This is a genomic window from uncultured Murdochiella sp., from assembly GCF_902488755.1.
In the GTDB taxonomy this organism is placed as follows: Bacteria; Bacillota; Clostridia; order Tissierellales; family Peptoniphilaceae; genus Murdochiella.
This window is the reverse complement of the sequence record NZ_CABTXF010000004.1, coordinates 1-19,311: the sequence shown is the minus strand read 5'-3', so window position 1 is coordinate 19,311 and position 19,311 is coordinate 1. Positions and strand designations below refer to the sequence as shown.

General features: G+C 46.8%; 17 protein-coding genes and 1 tRNA gene. 2 read left to right on the top strand and 16 right to left on the bottom strand.

The window, feature by feature from the left end:
• Both RDL68_RS00890 and RDL68_RS00885 read right to left on the bottom strand, forming a co-directional pair.
• On the bottom strand, nucleotides 1-1,179 hold the full coding sequence (locus RDL68_RS00890) for a DUF58 domain-containing protein (protein WP_308539781.1): 1,179 nt from the start codon (nucleotides 1,177-1,179) through the stop codon (nucleotides 1-3).
• Complete coding sequence (locus tag RDL68_RS00885) at nucleotides 1,176-2,132, bottom strand: MoxR family ATPase (RefSeq protein ID WP_308539780.1); 957 nt, start codon at nucleotides 2,130-2,132, stop codon at nucleotides 1,176-1,178. The genes RDL68_RS00890 and RDL68_RS00885 overlap by 4 nt, the downstream gene beginning before the upstream one ends.
• Before the next feature lie 129 nt (nucleotides 2,133-2,261).
• Here RDL68_RS00885 and RDL68_RS00880 point away from each other — a divergent pair, with 129 nt between their 5' ends.
• Nucleotides 2,262-3,245 carry a tyrosine recombinase XerC gene (locus tag RDL68_RS00880; protein ID WP_308539779.1) on the top strand — a complete coding sequence of 328 codons (984 nt, stop codon included), beginning with the start codon at nucleotides 2,262-2,264 and terminating at the stop codon, nucleotides 3,243-3,245.
• Between the two features lie 33 nt (nucleotides 3,246-3,278).
• On the opposite strand, the gene RDL68_RS00875 is transcribed toward RDL68_RS00880, so the two are convergent.
• The 3 genes from RDL68_RS00875 to RDL68_RS00865 are packed head-to-tail and all read right to left on the bottom strand — an operon-like array spanning nucleotide 3,279 to nucleotide 4,883.
• Complete coding sequence (locus RDL68_RS00875; RefSeq protein ID WP_308539778.1) at nucleotides 3,279-3,539, bottom strand: kinase to dihydroxyacetone kinase; 261 nt, start codon at nucleotides 3,537-3,539, stop codon at nucleotides 3,279-3,281.
• A 16-nt stretch (nucleotides 3,540-3,555) separates the two neighbouring features.
• Entirely contained in the window at nucleotides 3,556-4,062 is a 507-nt protein-coding gene (locus RDL68_RS00870) for a threonine/serine exporter family protein (RefSeq protein WP_308539777.1), read from the bottom strand.
• On the bottom strand, nucleotides 4,059-4,883 hold the full coding sequence (locus RDL68_RS00865) for a threonine/serine exporter family protein (RefSeq protein WP_308539776.1): 825 nt from the start codon (nucleotides 4,881-4,883) through the stop codon (nucleotides 4,059-4,061). The genes RDL68_RS00870 and RDL68_RS00865 overlap by 4 nt, the downstream gene beginning before the upstream one ends.
• Before the next feature lie 128 nt (nucleotides 4,884-5,011).
• Here RDL68_RS00865 and RDL68_RS00860 point away from each other — a divergent pair.
• Nucleotides 5,012-5,094, top strand: a tRNA-Leu gene (locus tag RDL68_RS00860).
• A 99-nt stretch (nucleotides 5,095-5,193) separates the two neighbouring features.
• On the opposite strand, the gene RDL68_RS00855 is transcribed toward RDL68_RS00860, so the two are convergent.
• From RDL68_RS00855 to RDL68_RS00805, 11 genes are all read right to left on the bottom strand, one after another.
• Nucleotides 5,194-6,414: a BMP family ABC transporter substrate-binding protein gene (locus RDL68_RS00855; protein ID WP_308539775.1), complete on the bottom strand. Its 1,221-nt coding sequence runs from the start codon at nucleotides 6,412-6,414 to the stop codon at nucleotides 5,194-5,196.
• A 108-nt stretch (nucleotides 6,415-6,522) separates the two neighbouring features.
• Complete coding sequence (locus RDL68_RS00850; protein WP_308539774.1) at nucleotides 6,523-7,482, bottom strand: ABC transporter permease; 960 nt, start codon at nucleotides 7,480-7,482, stop codon at nucleotides 6,523-6,525.
• The gene (locus RDL68_RS00845) at nucleotides 7,482-8,594 is read right to left on the bottom strand and encodes an ABC transporter permease (RefSeq protein WP_308539773.1); all 1,113 of its coding nucleotides are present in this window, start codon (nucleotides 8,592-8,594) and stop codon (nucleotides 7,482-7,484) included. The genes RDL68_RS00850 and RDL68_RS00845 overlap by 1 nt, the downstream gene beginning before the upstream one ends.
• The gene (locus tag RDL68_RS00840) at nucleotides 8,584-10,122 is read right to left on the bottom strand and encodes an ABC transporter ATP-binding protein (protein ID WP_308539772.1); all 1,539 of its coding nucleotides are present in this window, start codon (nucleotides 10,120-10,122) and stop codon (nucleotides 8,584-8,586) included. Before RDL68_RS00840 ends, RDL68_RS00845 begins: the two co-directional genes overlap by 11 nt.
• A 142-nt stretch (nucleotides 10,123-10,264) precedes the next feature.
• Nucleotides 10,265-10,573: a LysM peptidoglycan-binding domain-containing protein gene (locus RDL68_RS00835; protein ID WP_308539771.1), complete on the bottom strand. Its 309-nt coding sequence runs from the start codon at nucleotides 10,571-10,573 to the stop codon at nucleotides 10,265-10,267.
• 147 nt (nucleotides 10,574-10,720) lie between these two features.
• Entirely contained in the window at nucleotides 10,721-12,001 is a 1,281-nt protein-coding gene (locus RDL68_RS00830; RefSeq protein ID WP_308539770.1) for a methionine gamma-lyase family protein, read from the bottom strand.
• A 27-nt stretch (nucleotides 12,002-12,028) separates the two neighbouring features.
• A complete protein-coding gene (gene miaA, locus RDL68_RS00825) occupies nucleotides 12,029-12,994 on the bottom strand; it encodes a tRNA (adenosine(37)-N6)-dimethylallyltransferase MiaA (RefSeq protein ID WP_308539769.1) in 966 nt (321 codons plus the stop codon).
• Nucleotides 12,973-14,877 (bottom strand): DNA mismatch repair endonuclease MutL, encoded by a 1,905-nt coding sequence (mutL, locus tag RDL68_RS00820; RefSeq protein ID WP_308539768.1) that lies wholly within the window; start codon nucleotides 14,875-14,877, stop codon nucleotides 12,973-12,975. Before mutL ends, miaA begins: the two co-directional genes overlap by 22 nt.
• Entirely contained in the window at nucleotides 14,874-17,549 is a 2,676-nt protein-coding gene (gene mutS, locus RDL68_RS00815) for a DNA mismatch repair protein MutS (RefSeq protein ID WP_308539767.1), read from the bottom strand. The genes mutL and mutS overlap by 4 nt, the downstream gene beginning before the upstream one ends.
• Before the next feature lie 67 nt (nucleotides 17,550-17,616).
• A complete protein-coding gene (gene miaB, locus RDL68_RS00810; RefSeq protein WP_308539766.1) occupies nucleotides 17,617-18,918 on the bottom strand; it encodes a tRNA (N6-isopentenyl adenosine(37)-C2)-methylthiotransferase MiaB in 1,302 nt (433 codons plus the stop codon).
• Nucleotides 18,919-19,011: 93 nt separating this feature from the next.
• Nucleotides 19,012-19,311: hypothetical protein (locus RDL68_RS00805; RefSeq protein WP_308539765.1), on the bottom strand; the 300-nt coding region annotated here is incomplete at its 5' end.

Genomic DNA, 19,311 nt, shown 5'->3' with positions numbered 1-19,311 from the left:
TCACTCCTGGCCTTCCTCATCGAGCCAATATACATTCAGACTCGAACGGGATAAAGCGGAAAGTATTTCTTGGGTTTGCTGCGCACGTTCACTAAAGATGAGAAAATCGATGCCTAAGCGTTCATACTGTAAAAGACTGCCCAGTGTCGCCTCATCAATCACCTGTATCCAAATGAATTGCCGACGATCCGGCGTTTGACTCAGACGCCATGGTTGCGGAATACCGGAAAAAGGTAAATGCGCAATCCAGACGCCTAAGGATTCCGCCTCTGCAGCGGATTGAAGATGAATAAGATGGGAATAGCGATCACCGGCATCAATAAAAACACCGTTTTCCAAGAAGGTGAGCGCCATCGTATAAAAACGGTCTAAAAATGCCGTACGCAAAGCAAGTTCGTCTTCGACCGCGGGATCCATCTTCGTCTTTGTACCAATAAAACGAGCGGCACCATCATAGGAAACGGGTTTTACGTCCACTATGAGACGAATCGGTTGCTGTTGTACGTCGGAATAATGCTTAATCATCCATTTTTGCAGACGACTACTCAATTTCCAGTGGGTATGCGAGAGTGGTTCTCCTTGCTGAATCGGATCAACTGAAAACAGGTCATCGGTGACCATCGTCAAGGAGCGACGTTCCAAAACACTCCCCTCTTCTTCATCGGAAGCACGCAGGAAGGACATACCAGCTACTCTTTGCGGCAGAGCAAAGCACTCCGCTGTGCGCGTACCACGCCCGGAAAACTGCAATTTGAAAAAGCCAAGCAAGTCCTCAAAAATAGGCTCTCCGGAGGAAAAGGTGTACGTTCCTGTGTACGGCGCTGTGAACGGAAAGGATAAGCGTTTCACTTCACCCGGGGCAATCATCACTTCCGTCGTTGATTTCCCTTGTGGAGAAGGAAAGGGAAAATGCAGAAAAAACGGTAGCAAGGACGAATCATTGCGCAATTCTAAAATCCATTCCCCCTCTTCCCCATGCTGCAAGCGCAGCGGATTCAGCTCTTCCTTTCGGGAGATATGCCGTCCGGAAATATAGCTGAATGTTACGGAAAGAAGCGGCAAAAGCAGCCAAAAGAGAAAGAGAATATGCGGAAACGGGCGCAATTTCGTATTGGCAAGAAGAAACAGACCCACCGCTCCCATCAGCCAGAAGAAGAAACGCAGGCGAACGCCTTTCATCGGGGAACCACCGTATTATTTACAATGTCGGCAATGACTTCGTGTGTTGTTATACCTCGACCGCGACTTTGGGGCTTTAAGATGATGCGATGATCCAAAACATCATGAACAAGCGCCTGTACATCTTCGGGCACAACGTAGGAACGACCATTGAGCAGAGCCAGCGTCTGGGCGGCAGAGAATAGCATTTGTCCGGCACGCGGACTCACTCCCAATTCGATGAGATCTTCTTCGCGCGTTTTCCGTGTAATGTCGAGCATGTAGCGTTTGACTTCTTCCGTCACCTCCACTTGCGGAATCTGTTCACGCAACCAGCTAATCACCTCTTTTTCGGCGACTACATTCACATCTTTCTGAATGCGACGCATCGCATTCGTGGAGATAATTTCCATTTCTTCTTCTACGGAGGGATAACCAATGGAAATACGCATCATAAAACGATCCATTTGGGCTTCCGGCAAAGGATAGGTTCCGACGTTTTCTACGGGGTTTTGCGTCGCCATAACCATGAACGGCTTCGGCAACGGATACGTAACGCCTTCAACGGTCACCTGTCCCTCCTGCATGGCTTCCAGCAGAGCGGATTGCGTACGCGGTGACGAACGATTGATTTCATCGGCTAATAGAATTTGTGTATTAACGGCGCCTTCGCGGAATTCAAATTCTGCCGTTTTCGGATTATACATGTTAAAACCGGTAACATCAGAGGGCATCAAATCCGGTGTAAATTGTATACGCTGAAAATCTAAACGAACGGACTTTGCCAGCGCATGAACGAGCGTTGTTTTACCGATGCCCGGAACATCTTCCAGAAGAACGTGTCCTCCGGCTAAAAGACAAATCAACATTTTTTTTGCCGGTACTTCTTTTCCGACAACCACGTGCCCGATACTACTTAATACATCATCCCCGAGTTTGCGGCAAATAGCAGCCGCCTCTTGGTGTAAACTCATTTTATTCTCCATTCATCAGGCGTTACAAAAGAAAACGCCAATAGGAATCATCCTGCATTGATGCCAATGTAACCTTTTTGTATTATATTATGTAGATGTTGGGTTTGCAATTTTCCTGAGGGGGAAGGCATGGAGTTACCGATTATTTTAGAGGACTATATCAACTACATAAAAACAGTGCGTGGTCTATCGCCTCGTACGATTCGGGAGTATCAATACGATCTGGTACGCTTTTTGCGCTTTCATGTACGTCGCCATGGCAATGGTGCGGCACGGAAAGCGCCTCTGGAATTGGTTGATATTTCGTCGGTCGATGTTGCCCTCCTGCAATCGGTCGATATTAACGATTTATTAGCCTTTTTAGCCTATTCCGAACAAGAGGAAGGACTTTCCGGAAGTCGTCGCGCCCGCATGTCTTCCGCCATTCGTTCCTTTTTTAAGTATTTAGTGAACATTCAAGAGTATTTTGAAAAGAATCCGGCAGAAAAACTGACTACACCTAAACGAAAAAAACGCCATCCCGTCTATCTGACGCTGGAGGAAGCCCTTACGCTCATTGAAGCGGCGGCAAAAGAGGAGAATCCCTTCTTTCGCACACGGGATGTCGCCATTGTCGTCACGTTTCTAACCACGGGAATGCGATTAAGTGAGCTTTGCGGTCTAAATGTTACCTCTCTTAGAGAAGGACGATTTCATGTTGTGGGAAAGGGAAATAAAGAACGACTGATATACCTGACAGAATCCAGCGAAGCCGCTATTCGCGCATATCTCGCAAAGCGACCCATTGTGCCGGGCGAAGAAGCTCTTTTTCTCTCGACGCATCATCGGCGCATCTCCCCACGCGCCGTACAACACCGCATAGAGGGCCTTTTGCGTGAGGCGGGATTTGATGTCTCAATCTACTCAACGCATAAACTGCGCCATACCGCTGCTACACTCATGTATCGCGAAGGGGTGGACATTCGTACCCTGCAGCGCATTCTGGGGCACGAATCCCTACAGACGACGCAGATTTATACGCATGTGGAAGATGCGATGGCGCGTGAAGCCGTTGCTCGTAATCCCCTTGCGCATCTTTCGCTAAACGATAAAAAAAGCGCACCGAACGAATAAATTGTTTGATGCGCTTTTTCTTTCTATCGACGATTACCCTTTTAATCCGCGAGATTGCCGATCCATGTCTTCTACGACGATGTCAAAGATTTCTCCCAATGTGCGGCAGTATGCCAACACTTTCCAAGGCTCATTCGTGTGATAGTGAATCTTAATCAGGTTCTCATCTCCTACTGCCAACAGGCAGTCCCCGTCAAAATGTTCTACAAAATAGTCATTGATGCTGTCCTCGTCAAGATTTTCTCCCTCGATGAGAAGCTGTGTATCATAACGATACGTGATGGATTGTTCCATAGTTTCCTCCTTCGTTCTATGATGTTTTGTTCTTTTTCAGCTGTTTTAATAAGGTCACAACGGTTTCTATCAGAAAAACGCCAAGCGCGATGGAAGCCGCCATAATAAACGTCTGTATGGCATATACGCTCGCTTGATCCATGCGTTCATAGAAAAAGGCATTTACACAACGGTATATGAGTGCACCAGGAACCAAAGGATACAAGGAAGGAATAATAATCATCGTGACCGGTGTTCGATACCAGCGGGCACCAATCTGCGCCGAAATAGCAACCACGAGCGTTGCGAGAAACGTAGCGGAGAAATTGGTCCAGCCGAAATCCAGAAAAAGAGCATAAGTATCCCAACTGATAAACGATACTGCCGAATTAAAAAGAGCTATTTTCTTCCCTGCGCCAAGCATGATGGTAAAAGCGAATACCGCCAGAAAAGCGCCCAATCCCTGCATCACGTATTTAAGCCAAAGTGGGTCATTCAATGGGTTGAAAAATAAGGAAACCATTCCCGTAGCGGTAGGACTCATAAAAAGAACCCTCCTGTTAGCGTTAAGGCAAAGAACGTGCCGACCGCAAGCGCCATACTGGAGATTATCGCCGCAAGAAGGTTGCCGACACCGGTTAAATAATCCGCGCGCATGGTATCGCGTATCCCATTGGTCAGTGTTGTCCCGGGGAAAAGGCTGATTAGTGCACCGATTGCCATCCGGTCAATGCGTAGAACCGGAAAAAAACGCACAGAAAGCCCTAAGACAAAAATCATGACAAATGCCTGTAAAAAAGAAGGTACAAAGCTACCGCCAAGACGATTTCGCACAATTTTGTTGGTGAGAAGAATACTGCTTGCCGCCAATCCGGCAAAAAGACTTTCCATCAAATTCGCTCCGGACATCAACGCGAAGCCTGCTGCAGCAATGGCATGATACATCTTCGAAAAACGTATGGAATCGTGATTATCAGCTAATGCCTTAAGCGTGAGATAGGCATCTTCTACCGATAAATCATTCTTTGCCAACCGACGGGAAATGGTGTTCACATCGCGAATACGATCTAAACGGAATGTACGATTTTTAATGCGACGCACCGCCGTAAGAAAAGAATGGTCATCAAAAGTGAGCGTGACATAGAGTCCTGTAAGAAGAGCGATGACGTCCATGGAACGATGTGTGCTTAGGCTTAAAATGCGTTCCACGGTATCTTCCACACGATAGGTCTCTGCCCCATTCTCCATCAAAATCACGCCAGCATATAGAGCAAGATCAAAAATCATTTTATTATATGCATCCTCTGCCAAGGGATGAGTAATGGCTATTGGATTGTTCTCTGCTAAACCTTGCGTGCTTTCCATGCTCTCTCCTTTGTTTCTCTCCGCTATTATAGCATAGGGGTACGATGGGAATCCGTCACGGCTGTAAGAAAGTTTTTCGAAAAGACTTGCGAGGAATAAAAGATTCACGTATAATAGCCATGTTGTTCGCAGGTGTGGCGGAACGGCAGACGCGCTAGTTTCAGGGACTAGTGGGAGCAATCTCGTGGGGGTTCAAATCCCTTCACCTGCATTTTGGTCTCGTAAGAGACCTTTTTTTGTGCTAAAACAGAAGAAAAAAGGGGATGCCATCAGGCATCCCCTTTTTGTTATTCGATGGGAAACATCGCACTTATTTGACGTAATTTAGCGTAATATTCGTGTACGGCTTCATGATTAACGTCGGATCACCCATTTCGGTGAAGCTCAGGCTCGGATCAATTTCCGGCATGTTTTTCGCAATGCCGTCTTCATCCTTTTGGATTTTTTCAAAGATGGCTTTATATTCGTCTTCTTTGAATTGCTTAAAGCGAGAGAAATCATCCGAAATCTGAACGCCGTTTTCTGCAGCGGAGAGGCGTGTTACTTCGCCGCCTTTGAATTCGCCGGATACAATGGTTTTGCAGGTCTGATATACAGCGCTCTGCAGGTTCTTCATCGCCGAGGTAATGACCTGTTCGCCCATATCTTTTTGATCTACGTCAACGCCGATCATCTTGCCGTTGTTATCCTGTGCCGCCTTAAGGACAGAAGAAGCGATACCACCGCCGCAGGAGAAGATGATTTCAGTTCCGTTCTTATACCATGTCGCAGCGAGCGTCTGAATTTCCGGCTTCGCAGTGAAGGAACCGGTGTAGTTGTACATCATTTCTACTTTCGTATTCATTTCTTTCGCCGCATAGTCTGCACCGGCGATAAATCCAAAGCCGTAGCGTACTACTGCCGGAACGGCAAGACCGCCCGCAAAACCAAGTTTGGTATAACCGTCTTTAACCGCTGCATAGCCAGCTAAGAAACCCGATTCCTGTTCACGGAAAAGGATGGAAGCCGTGTTTTTCTCGAAGTAGGTTTCCGTTACCGGAGAACCGTCTTCATTTGTTTTTCCTTCGACGACACGTTTGGGCTCAAAGTCCACAGCGATAAACTGCACATCCGGATGTTCTTTTTGGGCAATGCCAACGGCGGTTTCAAACAGAAATCCAGGGGTTACCACAATTTTGGCACCTTTTTGAATCGCTTGTTCGATGGCTTGCAGATAGACCTGGTCGCCCTGATCCTGCGGACGCAAATAGTTTGCTTTTACGCCGATTTCCTCTGCAAACTGTTTAAGTCCTTCAAAGGACCCTTGGTTAAAGGATTTGTCATCAATGGTGCCCAAGTCGGTAATCAGATAAAGCGAATTATCATCATACTTGACTTCACCCGTTGCTTGGGATGTCTCCTCGCTTGTCGTTGCAGAGGCGTCTTCCATAGAAGTAAGGCTTTCTTCCGAATTGGTATTCTTGCCGCCGCAAGCGGTAAGAACGAGCGCCAAAACGAAAAGTGTACTCAAAAACGTAACCAACTTTTTCATCGTATCTCCTTCTTTCTTCAACCTTGTTCAAACAAATTTCGTTTCCCCTATTTCGTAATAGTAGTGTAAACGAAATATGTTTTTAATACAACCGCCGAACCGGAGACCTTAGCGTTGCCCTTTATCAAACGGCTTGCCTTCGGCTGCCGGTGCGCGTGTTTTTTTACTCGTAAACGCCAGTAATAGAATCGTAATCACATATGGCAATATCTGATAGACGAATTGCGGAATACCCAAGTTGTACAGGAAAGGAATTCCAGAGTAAATGGATGAAAGTGCTTTCAGCAGCCCAAAGAAAAAGGCGGCAAGACCAATCGAAATCGGGTTCCATTGCCCAAAGATTAAGACAGCAATGGCTAAAAATCCGTATCCTGCCACGGTGCCATTAAACTCTGTGGACACGGGAAGGATGTAGGCTAAGCCACCCAGTCCGCCAAGCGCTCCGGAAAGCAGAACTCCTGCCCAGCGGATACGTGCAACGGAGATGCCGGCGGCATCTGTTGCTTGTGGAAATTCACCGGCGGAGCGAAGACGCAGTCCAAAGGAAGTCTTATAGAGCAAAACGGTGGATGCTACCCAAATCGCCAAAACAAGATACGTTGTAACGTACACGTTTTGAAAGAGGATGGGCCCAATTAAGGGAATTTCGCCTAAAACCGGTACTTTGGAAATCATAAATTGACCGGTAAACGAAATTTGCTGAATGCCAATTAAGGAACGAGCGATAAAAATGGCGAATGCGCCCGCGAACATGTTAATGGCTGTACCGGAAATGGTTTGATCCGCAAACATATTGATTGAGGCAAAAGCATGAAAGGCGGAATACGCCGTGCCTGCGAGAATGGCTATCACAATGGCTATCCAAAGGTGAAGCAAGGTAACTTCCTGACCGCTTTCGTTTGCAAAGTGTAGAAAGAGAGTTCCAGCGAATGCACCCATAACCATGATACCTTCGAGACCAATATTGATTACCCCGCTGCGTTCTGAGAACATGGCGGCCAGCGCAACGACTAAAAGAGGAACAGCAAAATTCAGCATTTGCTGAAAGATAAATACCAAAATATCCATTATTTGCTTTCCTCCTTTTTGTGTACTGGTTGTTCAGGCTTTCCCCCATCATTGTCCTCACCGCTTCGACGACTGAGTAGGCGACGGAACAGAATGGATAGTGCCGAAACGTAGAGAATAAAGGAAATGATGATGGTAATTAATTCCGGAGCATAGCCAAGCGTTTGAATGGCTTGTCCTCCCATATTGAGATAAGAAAAGAACAACGCCGAAAACAGAATTCCGATAGGCTCACTGAGTCCGAGAAGCGCGACAGCGATTCCATCAAAACCTTGTTGGGGCAGGACATCCGCAACAGCAATAGCGGTACCTGCGCCGGAGAGATAGAACAATCCCCCGCCAAGCCCTGCCATCGCACCGGAAATCGCCATGGATTTAATGATGCTGGCGTTTTCATTGATTCCGGCGTATTTTGCCGCATGACGATTAAGTCCCACCGCCTGCATTTCAAAGCCGAACGTCGTCTTCTTCAGAATCAAATGAAGAAGAATGACCATCGCGACACCAATGAGAAAACCTCCACCGGCAAATGTACCTGGAAATAGCACATCAAAGCCAAAACGCGGTACGGCGGTATTAATTGCCACCGTGGTGTTGCGGAACAGATTATAAATGTTCAGGCGTTTAATCAAATCGTTAACGAGATACATGGTAGTGTAGTTGAGCATGATGCACGTAATAACCTCGTTGACATTACGATACGCTTTAAGCAATCCAACGATGGCACCGAGAAAAGCGCCGGCAAGAGCAGAGATGAAAAGTGCCATAGGCCACATGACGAAGGCAGGGACGTAGCGTTCAAGGCGATTGCATAGAAGAATAACCATAAAACCGCCTAATAAAAACTGTCCGGATGCACCGATATTAAACAGCCCAGTCTGAAAGGCAAAACCAACAGCAAGACCGGTCATTAACAGTGGCGTTGCGTAGTAAAACAGATTTCCTACGCCGGCCATACCGTTCAAAAATGGACCGCGGAAGAAATCCGGAATTGCCTCCCCCGCTACAGAAGGGTTAGTAAAAATAATGATGCCAATACCGACCGCCAATCCGATGAGTATGGCAATGAATGAGGGCAGCGCTTTTTGCAAGCCCGGTCGCTTAGTCTTCATAGTGCACCTCCATGCGTTTGGCTCCGGACATGTAAAGCCCCAGTTCTTCTTCCGTCGTCTCCTTCGGCGTCAACTCCGCAACAATTTCGCCATGGTGCATGACCAAAATACGATCGGAAATGCCCAAAACTTCGCTCAACTCAAAAGAGACCAGTAATACGCCCTTTCCCTCATCACGCTCGGCAATAATCTGCTGATGAATGTAAGAAATAGCGCCGACATCAAGACCACGCGTAGGTTGAACGGCGATTAAGAGATCATGAGCACGTTCCATTTCACGAGCAACAATGGCCTTTTGCTGATTTCCGCCGGACATGGATCGCGCAACAGTACGAGCGCCTCGACCGGCGCGCACATCATACATGCCAATTAACGATTGTGCATATTGATCCGTTTCTTCAAATTGGATCCAGCCTCCTTTTTGGAAGGGGGCTTCAAAGTAATTTTGCAGAACAAGATTCTGTCCCAGATCATAATCCAGTACCAAGCCATAGCGATGACGATCCTCCGGAACATGCGCCATGCCATGCGTATTTCGATAGCGAATAGAACGATCGAGTACTTCTTCGCCGTTTAGGACAATGGAACCATGCACGTTATCAATAAGGCCTGTTAATGCATACACGAATTCGGACTGCCCATTGCCATCCACTCCGGCAATGCACACAATTTCGCCTCTACGCACGTTAAGATTGACATGGGAGAGCGTCTTCTGCCCTTCTCTCGGATGATCGAGCGTTAAATCACGCACCTTAAGCACCGTTTCGCCCAACGGCTTTGGCTCCAGCGTAAAGGAAAGATTGACTTTATGCCCCACCATCATGCGACTCATTTCTTCCACGCTGACCGCCTTTACGGAAACCGTGTCCACGACTTTTCCTTTGCGCAATACAGTGACCGTGTCGGCAACCGCTTTAATTTCATTTAGCTTGTGCGTAATGAAAATAATCGACTTTCCTTCACGTACCAGAGTTTTCATGATTTCCAGAAGCTCATCAATCTCCTGGGGAGTAAGAACGGCTGTCGGTTCGTCAAAAATCAGAATATCGTTGTCGCGATAAAGCATTTTGATGATTTCTACGCGTTGTTGCTGCCCGACGGAAATATCCTCAATCTTATCGTCCGGATCAATCTGAAAATGATAGCGTTCCGAAAGCGCCATCACGCGTTTTCGCGCTTCTTGCATTTGCAAAAAGCCCATCTTTGTCGTCTCTACGCCGAGAACAACATTCTCCAAAACCGTAAAATTCGGGACTAACTTAAAGTGTTGATGCACCATACCGATGCCGTAGCGCGTGGCATCATTTGGGTCTTTGATTTTCGTCGGTTCACCATTGACCAAAATGTCTCCGCTGTCTGCTTCGTACAATCCAAAAAGAATGGACATCAATGTGGATTTTCCTGCTCCGTTTTCGCCAAGAAGAGCGAGGATTTCTCCTTTATGCAAGGCGATGGAAACGTCGCTGTTGGCAACGACACCGGGGAAGGTTTTGGTAATATGGCTCATTTCGATTACTGTTTGCGCCATGGACTCCTCCTCAAGAATGATGATAACGTTATCTTTGAGTATTATAACAGACATTGTTGTCGTTTCTGAAAAAACATAGAAAAACGAGGAGCATTGGCTCCTCGTTTCTGTTTCTGGATTCAAGGGTTAATTACTACGACGTTTAGCGTAGTGGAATACATAGGGTCTGTCCTGGATGAATACCGGATGACCCCAGCTGATTTATGCGATATATTTCGCGCACAATATCACGAATATCTTTTCCATTTCGTTTTGCCACCGGTTCTGCTAAATGCCAAACCGTATCCCCTGCCCTGACGACGATCGTTTCCTCCTGCTTCAACGAAGCCGCGGAAGAGGATTTTTCGGAAAGGAAGCTGAATATAAAAGTAAGCCCCAGTGCCATGAGTAGGATGCAAAGAATGACAAAGGTATAAAAGCGTTTTGGGTGAATAATTACAGTGTGTTTCATAAGCCCTCCTGCAACGAACATTTGTTCTTTATGACCATAGTATAAAAGAACATTTGTTCGTTGTCAAGCAATATTAAAAAAAAGAAGGGGCGAATATCGGTCAGATTGACCGTTCCCCTTCTTTGCTACCTTATTTGTATAGAACTTTTAATGCGACTTCTTTTCGGATTGTGTCAACGCTTCTACACTTAGTAAACATGCTAATTTTGCTTGCTCATAAACCACGCCTCCCTGATAGTAGACAATATATGGCTCACGCATCGGCCCGTCTGCACTAACTTCAATGGAAGAGCCGTCAATAAATCCGCCCGAAGCCATCACAACCGGATCGCTGTATCCGGGCATATCCCACGGAAGAGGAACCACGTCTGCCCCTACGCTTGCCGCTTGTTGGACAGCTCGACAAAAAGCCTTAACTTTCTCCCCATCACGGAGTGTTATCGCCTCAATTATATCGCTTCGCGGATCTGTTGAAGAAGGCAAACAGGAATAGCCTAACGCTTCATAGACTTTCGAAAATAGAAGCGCACCTTTTAAAGCTTCTATCGTGACATGCGGAGCAAAGAATAATCCTTGTAAAGTGAGTCGAGTAGTACCAAAGCTTAATCCGGTATCGTCACCCAGTCCCGGAGCAACGAGATGATTTCGACAGCGGGTAACAAGTTCCTTTTTACCGGCAAGATAACCGCCGCTTATGGCAATTCCACCACCCGGATTTTTAATCAGGGATCCGGCAATGATATCAGCTCCCACTTCTAACGGCTCTTTTTCCTGCGTAAATTCTCCGTAACAGTTGTCCACAAAAACGATGGATTCGGGAGAATGTTTTTTAATTAGCGAAATCGCCTCACCCAGTTCTTCCACGGTAAAAGCGCGACGATCTGTATATCCCGTGGAGCGCTGCAATAACACAAGATGCGGATGACAAGAAAGCGCATCGGGAAGTGACGCGAGATCGATCTTGTCCTTTTTTAGCGGCAACATTTCGTAGTGTACACCCCGTTCTTGTAGTGTTCCTATTTCGCTCCCTTTAATGCCAATGACGGATTGCAGCGTATCATAAGGATGTCCGGTAACCGCTAACAGCGTATCGCCGCTTTTGGTTAGCGCATAGAGAGCGGTAGCGATGGCATGCGTTCCGGAGGTGATTCCAGCGCGCACAAGAGCATCCTCTGCGCAAAAAACATCGCGGAAAATACGTTCCGTTTTTTCCCTGCCGGTATCGCCGTAACCATATCCGGTCGGTGAGTAAAAGTCCGATTGACTAAGGCCATTTTGTTGCATGGCATGTAATACTTTAAGTTGATTGGCGCTGCGCAGCGCGTCCAGAGCAGAAAAACGATTTGCAAGTTGTTCTTCTGCGTGATCAATACGCTGTAGCGTTTCCGGATGAAGCGCATAATAGCGTTGATAACATTGATTATTCATCGTCTTTTCCTTCTTCTATCATAACCATCATTGCTTTACGTTGAGAAAGGCAAGAATTTCCTGTTTTGCCCGTTCTATACGCTTTTTAGGATTTTCTTCCTCTATCCACAGAGCTTCCTTCGTCTTTCTATACCACGTATATTGCCGCTTCGCGTATTGACGAGAAGCGCGTTGAATAAGACGAATCGTTTCTTCTTCAGTAAGTAAGCCGCGAAAATACCACACGTATTCACGGTAGCCAATGGCGCGCATAGCCTGTGACTCCGGCGGAACACCCTGATGAATCAGGGCATGAACTTCCCGAGCAAGACCGGCGTCCACCATGCGCAGTACACGGGCATTGATTGCCTCATATAGTTGTTCTCGTGGAAGGGAAAGAACCAAGACTAAGCTCTTCCAAGTTTCATTTTCTCGGTCACGACGAAGAAGAGACGGAGCTTGTCCGGTTCGTCGTAGTATTTCTACTGCTCGCAAAAGGCGAGGTTTATCGTTCGGCGTTAGTCGTTTTGCGGTTTCCGGATCATGAAGGGTTAGCTCCTGATAAAGAGCAATGCCCTGATCTTTTCGATATTCTTCTTCTAATACGCTACGCCATGAAGAAGTCGTATCCATGCCGCTAAATTGATAATTCATAAGAAGCGCATTCAGATAAAGCCCTGTGCCGCCAACAAAAATAGGAAGTTTACCTCGTGCGAAAACTTTGTCCTCTGCTTTTTCTGCGTCTCGTTGATAATCCGCAACCGTATACCGTTCACTCGGCTCTGCAATATCCAGTAAATGATGTGGGACGATATGCTGTTCTTCGATGGTCGCTTTAGCCGTTCCGATATCCATCCCTCGATAGATTTGCATAGAATCCAGCGAAAGAATCTCCCCTTGCAGATCTTTTGCCAGGTGAAGGGCTAATGCACTCTTCCCCACACCCGTGGGACCGACAATAAAGATTCGTTTTTTTTCCTGCTTTAGGGAAGTTATTTTATCCGCATGAACCATTTTTCAAAATCCTTTTTTTCGCGTCGAATAACAGTCGGACGACCGTGCGGACAGGTTAACGGATAACGACAGAGACACAGTTGTTCATAAAGAGAAAGCACTTCCGCATCGCTTAGCCTATCCCCCTGCTTTACGGAAGCTTTGCAGGCTTTCATCGCCATTTGATCGAGCAGTTGATCATAATCTTCCGCGTTATCAACAGGCAAGTCCAACAAATCTAAGAGAAGCTGTGCTTCATTCGCACAGCGAAACAGAGTCGGTACCGCACGAAGCACAACACGCCCTTCGCCGAACAACGCTACATCAAAGCCAAGATCAACAAGCACCTTATGTCGAGACGAAAAGAGGACTTCTTGCTCATCCGTTAACGGCACGACAAGGGGTTTTACCAGACGTTGCTGAACAATGGTTGCCGTTGTCGCCTGCTTGACGAAGCGCTCATAATTAATTCGTTCATGCGCCGCGTGTTGGTCAATAATAAGCAGACCGTCTTTACCTCGTTCTTCAAAAAGAAGGAATACATGGAAGAGGTTACCCAAATAACGAAGAGCGGTAAAAGGCGGCAAAAGTTGTTTATCTTTCGTATTTTCCGAAGAAAGAAAACACGACTGTTCAGGAAGGTAAGCATCCTGTGTCGCTATAGAAGACGATGTCTCTCGATTCTCGGTTTGCATTTGTTTATTCTCGTCGTCCGGGCGAAAGTGTTTCTCTTCTTCCGACACCGTATCGCATTCTTCTTCGATAGTAAGATCGGGTTCGCTTTCTTCCGCTTCTTGAGGAAGCGCATTCGTATTCGACGGAATCGGCTTTGTAGGACTCGTCCAAGCATATTGCGCAAGAATGCGACGATAACTTTCTTCCGGAGAAGAAAAGAGATCGTTTTTTTCCTCTCCGGGAAGCGAAGGCTTGCGATACAGTGCTTCTTGCACAGCTTGATGCACCATCTTTTGCAGTCCGTCCATATCGGTAAAATGGATCGTCATTTTATTGGGATGAACATTGACATCTATATTTTCCGGATCCGTTTCCAGAAAAAGCTGAAAAGCCGGAAAACGTCCATTGGGAATCATTGCACGATAACAGGATTCCACGCTTTCCCGTATCGCATCAGCCATAATGGCGCGACCGTTGACATAAAGAAATTGCATCTGCCGATTTGCGCGATAGTAGGTGTTGTTGCCAATGACCCCGGTTAGACGATACATTCCATCCCCTTTAACCGGAACAAGGGCTTCATGATAGCTTCGACCGTAGAGCACTAAAAGAGTTTCCTCTAAGGTCTGCTCCTTTCCTGTTTGCAGGATGCGTTTCTCATCACGATAAAACCGAAAAGAAATCTCCGGATGACCAATTGCCATGGTATAGAGATAACGCGATACGGCATTACTCTCTGCAACATCGCTTTTTAGGAATGTGCGACGAACGGGAATATCGGAAAATAAATGCGAGACAACAATACGCGTTCCTCTTGCCATAGCAACGGATTTTCGCTCTGTTATTTTTCCCTGTTCATAATAAAGCGCATGACCAGTCTCTTCCTCGGCAGTTTTGGATTGCGCTTCGACATTGGCCACCGCAACGATGGAAGCCAGTGCTTCTCCACGAAAGCCGAGAGAATGAAGTTGATACAGATCTGAAAAGGAGGTGATTTTCGATGTAGCGTGTGGTAAAAAAGCGGTCTCCATCTCCTCTTTGGCGATACCGCAACCGTTATCCGAAACGGAAATAAGTGTCCTTCCTCCGTCTCGAATTTGCACCTGAATTTCGTCCGCTCCGGCATCCACCGCATTTTCCACGAGTTCCTTCACCACGGACACGGGACGTTCAATGACTTCCCCGGCAGCGATACGTTTGATCGTTTCTTCATCCAATTGGCGAATCATGATGACGTTCCTTCCTGTTTAGCCTCACGAATTAAGGCATCTAATTCCATAAACGCCTCCATCGGGGAAAGCGTGTTAATGTCCAGCTCTTTCAATTTCCGAATGAGCGTGTTCTCTTCTTTCTTTTTTTCTATCTTGGGTGCAATTGGTAAGGAAGAAGCGTCCTTTGCAAACAAGGTGGCGGCAGAAATGGGCACATCTCCCTCGTCGATGGAAGGTGTTCCTTGCCGGTCCAAATGGAATAGAAGTTCTTCCGCGCGTGTAAGAATTTCCTCCGGCATACCGGAGAGGCGAGCCACCTCAATGCCGTAACTGCGATCTGCGGCACCTGCCTCTACACGATGCAAAAAGACCAACCGTCCGTCCTCTTCTTCAATTTGCACGCGACGATTGGAAAGATTCGGTAGGCTGTCTGCAAGGGTAGTTAATTCATGATAGTGCGTAGCAAACAGGGTTTTGGCAGGAAGAGATTGTGATAAGTACTCCAGAATCGCACAGGCGATGGAGAGTCCGTCATTAGTACTCGTTCCTCTGCCGACTTCATCTAAAACGAGAAAACTCTGTGCGCTCGCTTCATGAAGAATATCTGCCATTTCTTTCATTTCCACCATAAATGTGGATTCACCTTTGGCTAAGTGATCCCTTGCGCCGATACGCGTAAAAATCTGATCCACAATAGGCAAGTGGCAAGACTTGGCCGGCACAAAAGACCCCATCTGTGCCATAATAATAAGCAGCGCATTCTGCCGAATATAGGTAGATTTTCCTGCCATATTCGGACCGGTAATCACCTGAATGCGATTGTTGTCTTCTCCGATATGCAAATCATTGGCAATGAAATCCACATCCGGTTGTGCGGAAACCACCGGATGACGCCCGTCCACGATATGTATCGGTTCTTGTTCTGTCACAAAAATGGGACGAACATACGCCTGCTCATCTGCCACTTGGGAAAGAGAGAGTAAAGCATCCAGGTCGGCAAGCGTATCCGCGACGCGCTGAATCCGTACAGCCTCTGCGGCGACCTCATCGCGTAAAGCCTGAAATAAAGCAAATTCCATAGCTTCTATCTGTGCAGAGGAACCGATAATACGATTGGCTTGCATTTCCAAGTATGGTGTAGTATAACGCTCTGCATTTTTTAAGGTTTGTCGACGTTGGTAATCCTCCGGTATTTTATCCAGATTCGAACGGGTCACCTCCAAGAAATAACCTTGATTTTTACGATATACAATACGAAGATTGCGAATACCGCTGCGTTCCCGTTCCTGCTCCTCGTAGGCAACAAGGGCTAAACGGGCTTCTTCCCCGCCACATTTGAGTGCGTCAAGTTCTTTACTGTATCCATCTCGAATCATATTTCCTTCGTTGACCGAGATGGGCGGTTCTTCGACAATGGCTTCGAGAATATGCGCACGAAGACTTGTCAGTGGATCCAGCCCTTCCAACAGAAGGCTGACACAATCGTTCTTCTGCGAAGAAAGCGTGGAAATAATCCGTGGAAGTGTGGAAAGCGACTGTGCAAAACGAAGCAAATCACGGGCATTTCCACGGCGAAAGCTCAGTTTGCTCAGAAGGCGTTCCAAATCATAGACATTTTCTAAAGCCTCACGAAGGGTAAAGCGAGTTGAGAGTTCATGAGTAAACAGTTCAACCACATTTTGCCGCGCTTCAATAGCTTTTTTATCTACAAGAGGAAAGGCAATCCAATCGGCTAATTTTCGCGAACCCATGGCGGTTTTAGTACGGTCCAGAACAGAGAGAAGCGTATGCCGTCTTGTTGCATCCTCTAAATTGCGTATTAACTCCAGATTTTCACGCGTGGCAGCATTCATGCGCAGATAGCGGCGTGGCGTCACCCAGCTAACACTGGACAGGTGTTCAAGAGGTTTATTCTGGTAGGCATATACGGTTTCTAAAAGTGCATAGAGTGCAATCTGCGCAACCAAATGACGACGAAAAATCGAAGGAATGCCGCCGGGAAGCCGGTCACGTAATCCCTCATGGAGATCGCGAATATGAATATGTCCGCGATTCTGTCGAGAAAGAAAAACCTTTTTTCCCGAAAGATATTCGTGAATGGAATCATTAATTTCCTGATTTTCTTCATCGTCTAAGAGAATCACTTCGGCAGGTTGCAGAGATTCCACCCAGTCCAAAACCGTCAGCGCAAAACGTTCTACGGGCGCAATTTCTGTCGCTTCAAGGCGACCTGTTGAGAGATCTGCATAACATAGACCCAGTGTTTGATGGTAACTATAGACCAATAGAAGATAATTATGTTCCGACCGTTCCAGATTATCCGCATCGGTCACTGTGCCCGGCGTTATGATGCGCGTAATGCCACGCTTAACCAGTCCAACCGCTTCACGTGGATCTTCCATCTGTTCTACGAGACATACTTTGTATCCGGCGCGAACGAGTTTTGCTGTGTAGCTATCCACTACGTGATGCGGAACGCCTGCCATAGGACAGCGTTCATCAAGACCGCAATCACGACCGGTAAGCGTGAGTTCAAGGATGCGGGAACCAACGAGTGCATCGTCAAAGAATAGCTCGTAAAAATCACCTAAACGATACAGAATAAGGCAGTCAGGATGTTGTTCTTTAATTTGCACATAATGCTGCATCATCGGCGATAGCTTTGACCGATCAATGTTTTCCCAGACCATAGTCCCTCTCTTCTATGCATCGTGTTCGAAAACGCGAATATCTTTTCTTTATTATAGTCGAAATATGTTACTCAACCCGTTCCCCGAAGAGGGAAAAGGAGTTTGCCTCCTGGATGCGAACCGGAATCATTTTCCCTATAAGAGAATGATCGCCGTGAATGTGGACAAGTCGTCCCTGCGCATCACGGCCCGACAAGCGTGTCGCATCTGTTTTGCTGATACTTTCAATCAGCACTTGTACAGTATCCCCGATCGCCAAACGATTCTTTCGATTAAAAATAGGATACAAAACATCCAGCAATTCCTGAAAACGGCGGCTTTTCGTTTGTTCGTCGATATGATCGCTTCGTTCATACGCTTTTGTACCCGGCCGCGGTGAATACAGAAAGGTAAAAGCAGTCGTAAACTCGACTTCACGGCAAAGAGCAAGCGTCTGCGCGTGGTCTTCTTCCGTCTCGCCCGGAAAACCCACGATAATATCCGTTGACAGCGCAATATCCGGCATGGCCTGACGCAAACGACTCGCCAAATCCAAATAGTGTTCACGGGTATAATGACGATTCATTTCCCGAAGAACTTTGTTTGATCCGGATTGCAACGGAAGATGAAAATGACGTTCAATTGTAGGATGCTCCGCCATAACAGCAATCAGACGATCGGATAAATCTTTGGGATGCGAAGACATAAAGCGAACTCGCAATATACCGTTAATTTCAGCTACTTTGGCAAGCAACGTCGGAAAGTCCATGTTGCCATCGGAATAGGAGTTCACATTCTGACCAAGGAGCATAATCTCCCGGTATCCCCTATCCGCAAGCGTGCGCACTTCAGCAAGTATTTCTTCTGATGGACGACTCTTTTCTCTGCCTCGTGCATAGGGCACGATGCAATAGGAGCAAAAATTATTGCAACCGGTCATAATATTCACATACGCGAATGCAGAATCGTTGCGCACATAAAGCGCATCGCGGTCTTCCTCGTATGAGGATATATCCACGATTCGCTCTCCGGTTTCTTTCACCTGTTCAACAAGTTGCGGCAATCGAGCAATATTATGTGTGCCAAAAATCAGATCTACCTGTGGGTAGGATTGTAAAATGACATCCTTCGCACTGCCGGTTTGCGTCATGCAGCCGCATAACGCTAATATTCTATTTGGGCGATCTGTCTTCCATTTTTTTAATGCCCCGATTTGCCCAAAGACCTTCTGTTCCGCATTTTCGCGTACAAGACAGGTATTCATCGCAATGAAATCCGCTTCGTCGGTCTTTTCCGTAGCCTGATAGCCCATCGTTTCCATCAGATACGCCATACGCTCGGAATCATGTTCATTCATCTGGCAACCATGTGTAATAATTTTATACTTCATATCTCTCCTCTGCGTTCTAAGCTATTGTATCAAAGAGCGCGCAAAAAAAAGAGACCTTTCCGCGAAAGGTCTCTTTTTAAGATGGATCAAAGATTATTCTTCCGGCTTTTCTTCGGCAGCTTCTTCCGATTTTTCTTCTGCCGACTCATGCACCAGATCACCGATCTGCGCCGTAGTGTTGCTCTTTTCTTCCTTTTGTTCCGATTCTTCCAGCGGAGATTCTTCGACTAAGTTCATCTGCGCAGCAATCAGGTCGCCCAAATTCGTTCCAATGTCGTCGCTCTGGTCAAAATTGAGCAACGCTTGCGGTTTACGGCGTTCACGTGGCTGCTTCGGCTGTTTTGCTTTTGGAGCGGCTTCACGGCGCTCAAACTTCGAAGCATCAATTTGACG

Bases quoted from the DNA above. Each gene is read 5' to 3' on its own strand.
- RDL68_RS00890 (WP_308539781.1), bottom strand. From the start codon at position 1,179: ATGAAAGGCGTTCGCCTGCGTTTCTTCTTCTGGCTGATGGGAGCGGTG.
- RDL68_RS00885 (WP_308539780.1), bottom strand. From the start codon at position 2,132: ATGAGTTTACACCAAGAGGCGGCTGCTATTTGCCGCAAACTCGGGGAT.
- RDL68_RS00880 (WP_308539779.1), top strand. From the start codon at position 2,262: ATGGAGTTACCGATTATTTTAGAGGACTATATCAACTACATAAAAACA.
- RDL68_RS00875 (WP_308539778.1), bottom strand. From the start codon at position 3,539: ATGGAACAATCCATCACGTATCGTTATGATACACAGCTTCTCATCGAG.
- RDL68_RS00870 (WP_308539777.1), bottom strand. From the start codon at position 4,062: ATGAGTCCTACCGCTACGGGAATGGTTTCCTTATTTTTCAACCCATTG.
- RDL68_RS00865 (WP_308539776.1), bottom strand. From the start codon at position 4,883: ATGGAAAGCACGCAAGGTTTAGCAGAGAACAATCCAATAGCCATTACT.
- RDL68_RS00855 (WP_308539775.1), bottom strand. From the start codon at position 6,414: ATGAAAAAGTTGGTTACGTTTTTGAGTACACTTTTCGTTTTGGCGCTC.
- RDL68_RS00850 (WP_308539774.1), bottom strand. From the start codon at position 7,482: ATGGATATTTTGGTATTTATCTTTCAGCAAATGCTGAATTTTGCTGTT.
- RDL68_RS00845 (WP_308539773.1), bottom strand. From the start codon at position 8,594: ATGAAGACTAAGCGACCGGGCTTGCAAAAAGCGCTGCCCTCATTCATT.
- RDL68_RS00840 (WP_308539772.1), bottom strand. From the start codon at position 10,122: ATGGCGCAAACAGTAATCGAAATGAGCCATATTACCAAAACCTTCCCC.
- RDL68_RS00835 (WP_308539771.1), bottom strand. From the start codon at position 10,573: ATGAAACACACTGTAATTATTCACCCAAAACGCTTTTATACCTTTGTC.
- RDL68_RS00830 (WP_308539770.1), bottom strand. From the start codon at position 12,001: ATGAATAATCAATGTTATCAACGCTATTATGCGCTTCATCCGGAAACG.
- miaA (WP_308539769.1), bottom strand. From the start codon at position 12,994: ATGGTTCATGCGGATAAAATAACTTCCCTAAAGCAGGAAAAAAAACGA.
- mutL (WP_308539768.1), bottom strand. From the start codon at position 14,877: ATGATTCGCCAATTGGATGAAGAAACGATCAAACGTATCGCTGCCGGG.
- mutS (WP_308539767.1), bottom strand. From the start codon at position 17,549: ATGGTCTGGGAAAACATTGATCGGTCAAAGCTATCGCCGATGATGCAG.
- miaB (WP_308539766.1), bottom strand. From the start codon at position 18,918: ATGAAGTATAAAATTATTACACATGGTTGCCAGATGAATGAACATGAT.